This is a genomic window from uncultured Kiloniella sp. (genome assembly GCF_937128705.1).
Classification (GTDB): Bacteria; Pseudomonadota; Alphaproteobacteria; order Kiloniellales; family Kiloniellaceae; genus Kiloniella.
Window position 1 is genome coordinate 20111 of record NZ_CAKZMP010000067.1, and the last position, 11952, is coordinate 32062.

Below are 11952 nucleotides of genomic sequence, written 5' to 3' on the forward strand. Positions count from 1 at the left end.
TTAGGCAAACCGCTTTGGACTATATGGGGAAAGGTCAAAAGATGACTTCTTTCCTCCGACTATAGAAGAAACTACTTTTCCTGTAATTCCCCCCAAGGTTAGCCCTACGTGCTGGTGTCCAAAAGCGAGTATGATGTTCCTATTTTCCGGAGAAGGGCCTATCACAGGTAACGCATCTGGCATTGATGGCCTAAACCCCAGCCATTCACTCTGACGTTCTCCCAAATCTGATAGTGCTATTTTAGCCGTTCTTTCCAGATAATTCATCAAGCTTTCAGTATAATTCTTTTGTAATCCACCAAGCTCTACAGTACCCGCTATACGTACCTGATCGCTCAATGGTGTCATATAAAATCCTTTTTCCGCCCACCCTACAGGACGGCTAAGAGATGCGTTCTGTGCATCGAGCATAATGTGGTAACCACGTTCTGTATCCAACGGCATCTTCCCAACAAGAGAAGGAAGCAAATCCAGTGAATACGCACCTGCCGCGACAACACTTTTTTGAACGAGAAATTCCACATTTTCGCACTGGACGCGCACGTTTTGATCACCAGAACTTTCCAGTTTTTTAACATTTTCCAGAAAAACGGCCCCTCCTTGACTTACAAAATGCTCTGTTAATCGCTCAATCAATTTCCCTGGATACAAAAACTGAAACGATTTATCAAAAAACACTCCCTTATAAAATATGTTCGTCAAGCTTGGTTCCAGTTCATATATTTCACCAGCCTCGACTTCACGAAGGGACACGCCACGTTCTTGTCTGGCTAAAATATCTGAATTTGCGGCTCTATAGCCTTTTTCAGTATTATATAAATAAAGACAGCCCTGTCGTTGAATAAGATCTTTCGCACCAGCGTCTTCTATTAAGGGCATCAGGCCACTTTCTGCTTTCGAAAGCAGCACCGCCAAAGCATTAATAATGCGTGTAACTTCTTTTGGCCGACAATGGGATATAAACTGGCTAAGCCAAGGAAACATCCGATAAATATAATTCCACTTTACGGCAAAAGGACTATTCTTGCTCAGAACCATGGCAGGAACTTTAAATGGTAATGACGGAGAATTAATTGGTATGCAGGCATAATCCGCAAAGGTACATGCACTTCCGCTGGCAGTACTGTTACCCGGAGAACAGCGATCAATAATACAAACTGAATACCCGCTCTTCTGGAGCCATAGAGCAGAAGAAATGCCAACCATACCCCCGCCAATTACGGCAACATCGTATTTCTTTATTTCTCTAGGATTAGACATACAACTCTCTACAAAATATGCGATGACAATTCAGACCTAGCCAATTAACCAGAAGCTAAATCAATATCGGGATAAAATCTGAATAGATCAACATCTTTGGCAGATATCATTCAGGCTTATTGCCCCGGAATGCTTCGGCTATTAGGTATGGACCTTCTCATAAAAATCAGCCAACCTATAAGAATGGATATTCGCTACATAAAGGGTGCTGAATGACCACTGTTTACTACCTGAACAAGGGGAAGAAAACCTCTCAACAAATCACCTTTAACAAACAAGAATTAGGGCAACTGTTATCAGTTTACAGCCAAAGGGTCGCCAAAGGAGAATGGCGAGACTATGCCATTGATATGTTAGGGGATTCCGCCGTTTTCTCCATCTTCAGACATGCACATGAAACCCCCTTATTTGCTGTCGTAAAGTCTATGGGGCATAAAAACCGTTATGAAGAATATACGGTGTTTAATGGACATAAAAAATTAAAAAGAACCCGAAATTTATCCGAAGCCCTCGAAGTTTTTAATAATATTCTTCATCCTGTTAGCTACTGATTAACGCCTGAGATTCTATAAATAAGTATAAGCATTAAAATATTTCTGTCGCCAAAACAGATCTGATTAATTTAATGCCTCAATCAAGGCAGACGTCAGCCCTGTGAATTAAATTTAATAAGTATGTAAGCTTTAAGGAAAAACTGTAAATGCTGGTTGCCGATAGTTTCACAAATGCACAAGCTTACGCAGAGCAAGCTATCACTATTATGGTACAAAGGGGTATCCCCTCTACCCCACCGAATTATACAATCTGGTATGATTATGTCAGTGGTAAAAATACTGATCTCAAAATTGCCGTCGATAAAATCATTCAGGACGAAAAGCAGTTTACTCCTGAAACCTGTAATGAACTGTATCAGCGGTTTTATCTCGCCGACACAACTCATGGCGCTCACCTGCAAGAAGCTGGAGAAAGAATACAAGATACGTTGGCCCAGGTAATCCAGCAGATCAGCGAAGCGGGAAGTGATAACGCGACCTATGGCGAAAAGATTACAAGCATTGCCGATGATATGGCCGGAGAAGACAACGCGTCGTCTTTACAGAATTTTGTAAAAGAAATCGTGCGCGAAACTGCCGAAATTACAGAAAAGAATAAAACTCTTCAAAGCCAGCTACAAAAATCATCAAGTGAAATCGATACGCTTCAGGAAAACCTGGAGAAAGTCAGAACGGAAGCCTTAACCGATGCACTGACGCAAATTGGAAATCGAAAGCTTTTTGATACAAATCTTAATAAAGAGGCAAAAAAAGCAGACGAAGAAAATTCCGACCTCTGCTTACTTCTAATGGACATTGATCTTTTTAAGAAGTTTAACGACACCTTCGGTCACAGAGTTGGTGATGAAGTCCTGAGAGTTGTTGCCCGCCAATTAAAAAGCGCTGTGAAGGGACAGGACACACCTGCTCGGTACGGAGGGGAAGAGTTTACATGCATCTTACCGAGCACAAGCCTTCACGATGCCACAAGCCTTGCAAACCAGATCCGTGAAAAAATCGCCAAACAAGTTTTACGAAACAAAAAAACGGGTCAAGAATTTGGTCGAATTACCCTTTCAATTGGCGTTTCAAAATACGTTAAGGGCGAATCCCTCGAAGGATTTATCCAACGTGCAGACGAAGCACTCTACAGAGCAAAAGACCAAGGCCGTAACCGCGTGATACAAGAAATTTCCTAAAACTCACAATCCCTGATTAGCTATATAAATACCTTATGATACCACTCTCCTTCAAAACAGCGATGTCTACAGACTTGGAAAAACTCATTTCAATTCGTATCGCAGTAATGAGAGAGAGTTTGGAGAATGTCGGGCGGTTCGATCCTGAGCGCGCACGTGAACGCTTTGCGAATAAATTCACCGCAGATAAAACAACACTTGTTTTACAGGGTGACGAAATCATCGGGTTTTATGTTCTTTTGGCGAGAGAGAATTACCTCTGGCTTGATCATCTTTATATAGATCCCGCCACACAAGGTGGTGGAGTGGGATCTTGCGTTATGAACAAAATAATTAAAATATCTAGGAGTAAAAAACTTCCCCTGAAACTCTGTGCATTAAAAGAAAGCAAGGCCAATAACTTTTACATAAAACACGGTTTCGAGCTTACTCATTCAGAAGAATGGGATAACTTTTATTCACGCCCATATTTGTAAGGAATTTCTTCAGCTTAATCCGAGCCACAGTTTCTTTGTTGGATAACTAATCCCTATCAGGATACAAAACCAACGGGCCCTACATTATCATCTTGGCCACTGACAATTTGCTCAATAACCCGTTCTGAACGTTCAAGGCGTTTGGTCAACTTTTCAATAACCTGCCATTGCTCTGCCAGCACATCACTGAGCTCTTGTATGGTTTTATCCTGCTCAGCGATATAACCTTCGAGAACATTCATACGATCATCTATCTCGGCCATTTCGTGTTCTTTCTACTTTGAACTCTATCCCAAACCATCATCTTGCTTTTGTAGCTATTTAAATAGCCTTTGTGCAAATGGTATATTAAACTTTATTTTGATAATTCTAGAAATATAGTTTAATATGAGCATAATCGAAAAAAGAGCGTTAAAAATGAATATAGAAACTGCCGCATCACAGATGGAAGCTTTGGGTAAGCCCAAAAGGTTAGATATATACCGGGCCCTCATTCGTGCAGGAAAAGAAGGGTTATCTGTCGGGGCTTTACAAGACAAACTGGGAATACCGGGTTCAACCCTGTCGCATCATCTAAAAACACTAATGATTGCGGACCTCATCACTCAGGAAAGGCAGGCGACAACCCTGATTTGCCGTGCCAACTACACCTCAGTACAGCAGCTGGTAGATTACCTCGTTTGCGAGTGTTGTATCGACTCATCTCAAGATAATGCGGACTGCGAAATCGATGCTTCACTTACATGCAGCTAAATGATCTCGATTGTCAGATATGCTATGCTCAACCACCAAAACGTTAAGGAGAAACCAGTGGAGAGAAAAATAGACGGATCAAAGGCAACGATGCCCGACAATCAAAAATGTTGCGGTGGAACGCCAGTAAGCAACACAGATGCCTGTTGTAAAGTGGATGAAGTTGCCAAAGAACAAGGCCAAAAAGGCTGTGGGTGCTCGTGTAGCTCCCCCAAAAGCGCTTAAATCGAGCCATAAATGAAAAAGGCGAAACACAGGGTTTCGCCTTTAACACAAACGTTTACCGTTAGATTTATTCCAACAGAATTATTCCCACTCAATAGTTCCTGGTGGCTTTGACGTGCAGTCATAGACCACCCGGTTAATTCCACGGACTTCATTGATGATGCGGTTTGTCACCCGCCCAAGGAACTCGTGGTCAAAGTGGTAATAATCCGCGGTCATCCCGTCGGTGGAGGTCACAGCCCGAAGAGCACAGACAAAATCGTAAGTCCGTGCATCCCCCATCACACCAACAGTACGCACGGGCAGCAACACAGCAAAAGCCTGCCAAATCTCATTATAGAGACCCGCTTTGCGAATTTCTTCAAGATAGATCGCATCAGCTTTACGCAGGATATCGCACTTTTCAGGCGTTAGCGGCTGTCCTGGGATACGGATTGCAAGACCAGGTCCCGGGAAGGGATGACGATCAACAAAGCTATCGGGCAACCCGAGTTCACGGCCCAAGCCACGAACCTCATCCTTGAAAAGTTCTCTGAGCGGCTCAACAAGCTTCATGTTCATGCGTTCAGGCAAGCCACCAACATTGTGGTGAGACTTGATGGTCACGCTTGGTCCACCTGTGAAAGAAACTGATTCAATTACATCTGGGTAGAGCGTTCCCTGAGCAAGGAAATCTGCGCCGCCAATTTTATTGGCTTCTTCCTCGAAAACATCAATGAAGAGGCCGCCAATGGTTTTACGTTTTTTCTCTGGATCAAACTCATCCCCAAGGGCCGCAAAGAAACGATCAGCGGCATTCACGTGGACCAGCTCAATATTGTAGTGATCTTTAAAGAGAGTAACCACCTGCTCGGCTTCGCCCATACGCATAAAGCCGGTATCAACGAAGACGCAAGTCAGCTGCTCACCAATGGCTTCGTGTAAAAGAACGGCAACAACAGAACTGTCTACACCACCAGAAAGACCACAGATAACTTTACCGTCACCGACTTGTTCGCGGATGGCCTCTACCTTTTGATCTTTAAAGGCAGCCATTGTCCAATCGCCAGTACAGCCCGCAACGCCGTGGGTGAAGTTCTTCAAAAGCTGCGCACCATGCGGCGTGTGATAGACTTCCGGGTGGAACTGAACCGCGTAAAACTTTTTATCATCGTTGGCAACAGCGGCACAAGGCGCGCCCTCAGAGGTTGCAACAACCCTAAAGCCCGATGCTAGCTTACCAACACGGTCACCGTGGCTCATCCAGACCTGTTCCTGGGTGCCAACACCCCATACACCATGGAAAAGGGCACAGTCTTCGGTAATATCAATAATCGCCCGACCAAATTCCTGATGGTCAGAAGTTTCAACTTTACCGCCAAGCTGTTCCATCATGGTCTGCTGACCATAACAAATTCCCAACACAGGCACGCCCATTTCAAACACCTTTGTCGGTGCAGACGGGGCATCATCCCAAGTTACAGAGGCAGGACCACCGGAAAGGATGATGGCTTTTGGCGCATAGGCATCCAGAAAAGCATCATCTATGGCGTTAAAAGGATGGATCTCGGAATAGACGCCGCTTTCACGCACACGACGTGCAATCAGCTGGGTAACCTGAGACCCAAAATCAATAATGAGAATACGATCAGTCATGGATGGAACTCATGCTCCGCAATAAGCCCGACACCATCATTGGCAAATCCAATCAAAGGTATCCAGGGCACGTTCAATTTCACGTCCCTTACCTGCCGGAAAGCGCGACAAATGTCAAAGACAGAAACAGCTCTTTTGCCTGTTTGAGGCTCTTTTTACAGTAAGCCATAAAAATCGCGTTTCTCTTTTCGTCGCCATTTTTTGAGCTACGAAAGAAAAACATCCAAAAACGAAACTATCCAGCGACCTAGAATATGATCCGGGTTTGAGTAGATCAGCTTTACGGTCATAAGAATCGACGTCACGACCAAAAGCGGCCGAATAATCCGCGCGCCGTGCTTCATGGTCATCTGCGCGCCAAGATAACCACCGATCACGGATCCACAGGCCATGATCAAACCAACAGACCACACCAGACTGTCACCAAGGATGAAAAACAACAGCGAGGCAAAGTTACTGGTGAAGTTCAACAGCTTCGCATGCGCGGTGGCTTTGAGGATGTTGTACCCAAGCAGGGTCACTATGGCCAAAGTGAAGAACGACCCCGTGCCGGGACCGAAAAAACCGTCGTAAAACCCAATGCCCGTGCCAAAAAAGAACGCAAAGACATTACGGCTGATCCGTTGGTGACGATCTTCATCCCCCAGCTTGCGCTGAAACAGGAAATAGATCGCGATTGCAATCAGCAAAAAGGGAATGGCATTGACCAGAAAGCTGCTATCAACCGACCGTAAAACAAGCACGCCAGATGCCGCCCCGATAAAGGTCAGAACAATCGGCAGTATCCACGCCTTGATATCCAGATGACCTTTGCGGATAAAACTAAGCGTTGCTGAAAAAGTTCCAAACGATCCCTGTAGCTTGTTTGTTGCAATTGCCTGAACCGGTGACAGCCCGACAGTCAAAAGAACCGGTAGTGTAATCAACCCTCCACCCCCAGCGATCGCATCGACAAAACCTGCAAAAAGACCCGCAGCAAACATCAGAGCAAGAAGCTCGGGAGAAAAGAAATCCATTCTGGTGACCTGTCGGAAGAAAAGAGCCGAAAAACAACATCGGAAAAACAGGATCTAGTCCTAACAATCTTTTCTCAGCTTTGCACCAAAGATATTATTCGATCAGGATTGTCAGCGCACATATTGTCCCGGTTACAATATATTACCCTTTCAGACTACGACTGCCTTTCCAGTACTACGCAGAAGAAACCATCCAAACCGTGTTGCGCGGGGGATACTTTCATAGCTTCATCGATAAAGGCACAGGGGTCCATGCCTTGCGCTTCCCAGATTTTGCTGACAGGCACGCGTTGATAGTTTGGGTGCTTTGCAAGGAAGCTATCAATCTGATCCGTATTTTCTTCATCAAGAACGGAACATGTCGCATAGATCAAGCGTCCGCCAACCTTTACACAAGAAGCCCCCTGTTCCAGTACTTTGGTCTGCATATCCTTGTAGTTTGCAAACTTGTCTGACGTAATCCGCAAACGTGCATCCGGTTGGCGTCGCCATGTTCCACTGCCCGAACAAGGCGCATCGACCAAAACACGGTCAAAACCTTTTGCAGACATCTTCTTCAAATTATCTTTGTTCAGCGTTGCATAGCGGATATTTTCAATCCCGGCCTTTTCAACACGAGGCTCTGCCCGCTGTAATCGACGGGGATCGATATCCATTGCCACCAACTCGCCGTCGTTTTGCAGCAACGCGCCCAAGGCAAGAGACTTGCCCCCGGCACCCGCGCAAAGATCAAGCACAGACTGACCCGGCTCTACATCACACAACAGGGCGATAAGTTGTGACCCTTCGTCCTGTACATCAACCAAACCATCGCGAAAGGCTTTGCAATTTCCGAGGGCTGTGCGCCCCTGAACTCGAATGCCCCAAGGGGAAAACGCCGTCGCGGCCCCTTCGACATTATCTTTGCCGAGCAGGTCAATTGCCTGATCCCGTTCGCCCTTTAGCACGTTGGCGCGAAGATCAAGACTGGCTTGTTTTTGCAAACCAGCTGCTTCTGCTTTGGCACCTTCGATACCGAACTGTTTTTCAAACAAAACATAGAGCCAGTCCGGCAGTTCCCCCTGAACCGCTGCGGGCATATCCGGATGGTTAAGCTCTTGTCCTTGTAGGGTTGCCAAAGCTTCGTTTTCAAATTCGCTAAGGGCACGGGGGCTGTAATCCCCGCCATCGCAGATTTCATCTAACTCAGAAGCTTTCAGCCCTTCGACCAATGTCGCGTATGATAGAACAAGTGATCGACACCCATCCCCAAGACCTGATTTGATCGTCCACCAATCAAGCCGACATTTAGATCGGATCACGCCATAGACCCGTGCAGAGATATCCTTACGATCTTTGGAACCAATAAACCGCCGCGCCCGCAGGTAGCTGTTGACCACCCGATCCATGGGCAGAGATGAGTCCATAACTTCGGTCAGAAGTTCGATTGATGTCTGGATGCGGCCTGATGGTCTCACTATAAATCTCTTGTCTTAGCTGGAAAGAAAAAGGCGACACCCTTTACAGGGGGCCGCCCTTAAAATAATCGATTAGAGAGTAGAAACCAAACGTTGTTTCTTACCCCTAATAACCGTTATCTTTTAACCACCGCTACGGTAGTTCGGGGCTTCGCGGGTGATTGTCACATCGTGCACGTGGCTTTCGCGCAGGCCAGCGTTTGTAATTTTACAGAAAACGCAATTCTCACGCATGTGATCAATTGTCGGAGAACCCGTATATCCCATGGATGCTTTCAGGCCGCCAACCAACTGGTGCACGATAGCACTTGCCTGACCTTTGTATGGTACACGCCCTTCGATGCCTTCTGGAACCAGTTTCAGATTGTCTTTAACATCATCCTGGAAGTAACGATCCGCAGATCCGCGCGCCATGGCACCAACAGATCCCATACCGCGGTAAGATTTATAAGAACGTCCTTGATAAAGGAAAACTTCACCCGGGCTTTCGTCTGTTCCGCCAAGAAGCGAGCCAACCATAACCGCACGTGCCCCGGCAGCAATTGCCTTGGCAATATCGCCAGAGTTCTTGATACCGCCATCAGCAATAATGCCGACATTGCTTTTGTTCGCAACTTCGACTGCATCCATAATCGCGGTTAACTGTGGTACACCAACACCGGCAACAATACGTGTTGTGCAGATAGATCCCGGTCCGATGCCAACCTTCACCGCATCAGCACCAGCCCCGATCAAGGCACGTGTTGCTTCGGCTGTGGCAACGTTACCCGCAACAATCTGAGTGGATGGGTAGGTTTTCTTGATCAACTCAACTGCATTAATCACACCGCGAGAATGACCGTGGGCCGTATCAATAACCAAAAGATCAACACCCGCGTCAATCAAAGCCTCAGCGCGAGAGAAACCTTCGTCACCAACACCCGTTGCCGCCGCAGCACGCAAGCGCCCGTGGTCATCTTTACACGCAATCGGATGCTTTGCCGCTTTGTCGATATCTTTAACAGTGATCAGACCGATGCAGCGATAGTCATTATCGACAACCAGCAACTTTTCGATACGGTGTTGATGCAGCAGACGTTTTGCTTCGTCCCCGGTAATACCCTCTTTAACCGTGACAAGATTTTCTTTCGTCATCAGTTCTGAAATAGGCTGGTTTGGATCTTGGGCAAAACGCATATCACGGTTTGTGATAATACCAATAAGTCGGCCTGTTTTCTCTTCGACAACCGGAAAGCAAGAGAAGCTAACACTCTCCTGAAGGCGCTGGATATCTGCCAAGGTCGCGCTGGGCGGGAATGTCAGCGGATCGGCAACCATACCGGATTCAAACTTTTTAACTTTGCGAACTTCACTGGCCTGTTCTTCGATCGAAAGGTTCTTGTGAATAACGCCAATGCCACCAAACTGGGCCATCGCGATTGCCAGACGGCTTTCGGTGACCGTATCCATCGCAGAAGAAAGCAGCGGGATATTCAGTTCGAGAGAGGCAGTCAGCTTTGTACGCGTATCTGCCTGTGCGGGAAGAACAGAGGATTCTGCAGGCTGGAGCAGAACATCATCAAATGTGAGAGCTTCGCGGATGTGCATGTCAATCTATCCCTTAGACGCAAGGAAACCTAGTTTCCCGTTTGGGTGCCACACCATAGTGGCTAAATCCGATTGACGCCGCATTCTACACAGAAGCGAGTTAAAGCCAAGTGATTAAAAGATGACATTTCAATTATTTTATATGCAGGGCTAAGGCCTCAAAAAGCAGAACAACAAAAAGCCCTGAATTTTCAATTATTCAGGGCTTTCATACGTTTACTTTAAGCCTCATTAGCGACCTTATTTTTCCTTAAAGCCTGTCGCAACCAAAAACATTTCCGAGGAGTCTTTCCGGCTGGAATCTGGTTTGAAATGGCGCACGCTTTTAAATTTGGTTTTCACTAACTTCAACAACTCGGCCTGCGCCCCGCCCTGTAGGACCTTGCCGATAAAACTTCCGCCGGGAACCAGAACTTCCTCGGCAAACATCAGGGCAGTCTCCATCAGGCCCATAATCCGTAGGTGATCCGTCTGAGGATGGCCCGTTGCCGCCGCCGCCATATCCGACAGAACAATATCGGCAGGTCCATTCAGTTCAGCCTTAAGACGTGCAGGCGCATCGTCATCCATAAAGTCGCCCTGCAGTAGAACAACCCCGGCAATCGGCTCGACCTCCTGAAGATCCATACCCACGATATGCGCGCCGGGTCCACAGCGTTCAACAGCGACCTGACACCAGCCCCCTGGGGCGCATCCTAGATCGACAATGCGGGAATTCTTTTTGAAAATTTTAAACTTGTCGTCGATCTGAGCAATCTTAAAGGCTGCCCGTCCCCGATAGCCGCGCTTTTTGGCTTCTTGAACATAGGGATCGTTGAGTTGACGGTTCAACCAGCGCGCAGAAGAGTTCGAGCGCCGAGCCGCAGTTTTCACACGGACTTTCAGTCCCCGCCCCGAAGGGTTACTGCTGGGGCGCGAGCCACCTTTTTTGGATTTACCTGAAGAGCTCATTCTTCCACTTTCTAACTGCCGCTTTCTGACACGTGATCACAGGATCAAAAAAATAATCTTAAACGTACCGAGGCGATGCTATACATCAGGATGAATAAAACCTCAAATCACGAACGCACCGCGATATCACTCTCACAATAATAACGCTATCTTTTTCCAAACATATCACGTGCAAAGTAAATTATAGACTAAGGATAGCACACATAAAAAAGCACCCGCCAATTAAACAAAGGCAGGCGCTTTCTTTCAAACCGGACTAAAGCGGTATCGACGCCTTAATCTACAACAGGAGAATTTAGTGTGTTGGGCACAGTTGTTTCCATACCTGCACTTTCGCGTTTCCCATCATTATAAATGGCTTTCACAAGGGCAATGCACTGCAAGACCATCACAACAGAAAAGGGTAACGCCCCGATCACCATGGCCGTTTGAATGGCTTTCAAGCCACCTACCAGCAACAGCGCCGCAACAACAGCCCCCAAAGTCACACCCCAAAAGATGATATGAGGGCGTGCTTTCGGTCCCTCGTCACCCGCGGCATTAATCGTGTTTACAATAAGCACCGCGGAATCAGCTGTTGTGACCAGATAAGTCATCAACAGAACAACAATCATGACTGACATCAACCATCCAAGTGTGGGAGACAGCATATATTGAACCATTGCAAAAATTTTGTCCCCATCAGGTACACTGAAGATTGTATCACCAGCATCCCCATTGAGTGTCAGATCGATGGCAGTCCCCCCCGCCCAAGTAAACCACACAAAACACATGATCGACGGAACAATCATGGCTCCCAAGACAAATTCTCTGATTGTGCGGCCTTTGGAAATACGGGCAAGGAACAAACCGACAAAAGG

General features: G+C 46.6%; 13 protein-coding genes. 5 read left to right on the plus strand and 8 right to left on the minus strand.

The features are described 5' to 3' along the window. A complete protein-coding gene (locus Q0241_RS03780; protein WP_299373323.1) occupies nt 1–1260 on the minus strand; it encodes an FAD-binding oxidoreductase in 1260 nt (419 codons plus the stop codon). 212 nt (nt 1261–1472) lie between these two features. On the opposite strand from Q0241_RS03780, the gene Q0241_RS03785 reads away from it, so the two are divergent. The 3 genes from Q0241_RS03785 to Q0241_RS03795 all read left to right on the plus strand — a co-directional run bounded on the left by Q0241_RS03785 (nt 1473) and on the right by Q0241_RS03795 (nt 3468). After that, nucleotides 1473–1811 (plus strand): DUF2794 domain-containing protein, encoded by a 339-nt coding sequence (locus Q0241_RS03785; protein WP_299373326.1) that lies wholly within the window; start codon nt 1473–1475, stop codon nt 1809–1811. A 149-nt stretch (nt 1812–1960) separates the two neighbouring features. After that, nucleotides 1961–2992, plus strand: coding sequence for a diguanylate cyclase (locus Q0241_RS03790; protein WP_299373329.1), 1032 nt, complete (start codon nt 1961–1963; stop codon nt 2990–2992). 35 nt (nt 2993–3027) lie between these two features. Beyond that, nucleotides 3028–3468: a GNAT family N-acetyltransferase gene (locus tag Q0241_RS03795; protein WP_299373332.1), complete on the plus strand. Its 441-nt coding sequence runs from the start codon at nt 3028–3030 to the stop codon at nt 3466–3468. A 56-nt stretch (nt 3469–3524) separates the two neighbouring features. Here the strand turns inward: Q0241_RS03795 and Q0241_RS03800 are convergent, their stop codons facing one another. Next, on the minus strand, nt 3525–3731 hold the full coding sequence (locus Q0241_RS03800; RefSeq protein ID WP_299373335.1) for a SlyX family protein: 207 nt from the start codon (nt 3729–3731) through the stop codon (nt 3525–3527). Between the two features lie 154 nt (nt 3732–3885). Here Q0241_RS03800 and Q0241_RS03805 point away from each other — a divergent pair, with 154 nt between their 5' ends. Together Q0241_RS03805 and Q0241_RS03810 are read left to right on the plus strand one after the other, a co-directional pair. Beyond that, nucleotides 3886–4221 (plus strand): metalloregulator ArsR/SmtB family transcription factor, encoded by a 336-nt coding sequence (locus tag Q0241_RS03805; protein WP_299373379.1) that lies wholly within the window; start codon nt 3886–3888, stop codon nt 4219–4221. A gap of 57 nt (nt 4222–4278) precedes the next feature. Further along, complete coding sequence (locus tag Q0241_RS03810) at nt 4279–4446, plus strand: hypothetical protein (protein WP_299373382.1); 168 nt, start codon at nt 4279–4281, stop codon at nt 4444–4446. A gap of 81 nt (nt 4447–4527) precedes the next feature. Here Q0241_RS03810 and guaA read toward each other — a convergent pair whose 3' ends face one another. The 6 genes from guaA to Q0241_RS03840 all read right to left on the minus strand — a co-directional run. Further along, nucleotides 4528–6081, minus strand: coding sequence for a glutamine-hydrolyzing GMP synthase (guaA, locus tag Q0241_RS03815; RefSeq protein ID WP_299373385.1), 1554 nt, complete (start codon nt 6079–6081; stop codon nt 4528–4530). A gap of 206 nt (nt 6082–6287) precedes the next feature. Then, nucleotides 6288–7097, minus strand: coding sequence for a TSUP family transporter (locus Q0241_RS03820; RefSeq protein WP_299373389.1), 810 nt, complete (start codon nt 7095–7097; stop codon nt 6288–6290). Between the two features lie 155 nt (nt 7098–7252). Then, nucleotides 7253–8554 carry an RsmB/NOP family class I SAM-dependent RNA methyltransferase gene (locus Q0241_RS03825; RefSeq protein ID WP_299373392.1) on the minus strand — a complete coding sequence of 434 codons (1302 nt, stop codon included), beginning with the start codon at nt 8552–8554 and terminating at the stop codon, nt 7253–7255. 123 nt (nt 8555–8677) lie between these two features. Further along, nucleotides 8678–10141: an IMP dehydrogenase gene (guaB, locus tag Q0241_RS03830; RefSeq protein ID WP_299373395.1), complete on the minus strand. Its 1464-nt coding sequence runs from the start codon at nt 10139–10141 to the stop codon at nt 8678–8680. Nucleotides 10142–10381: 240 nt separating this feature from the next. Further along, entirely contained in the window at nt 10382–11092 is a 711-nt protein-coding gene (locus Q0241_RS03835) for an RlmE family RNA methyltransferase (RefSeq protein WP_299373398.1), read from the minus strand. A gap of 275 nt (nt 11093–11367) precedes the next feature. Further along, nucleotides 11368–11952: BCCT family transporter (locus Q0241_RS03840; protein ID WP_299373401.1), on the minus strand; the 585-nt coding region annotated here is incomplete at its 5' end.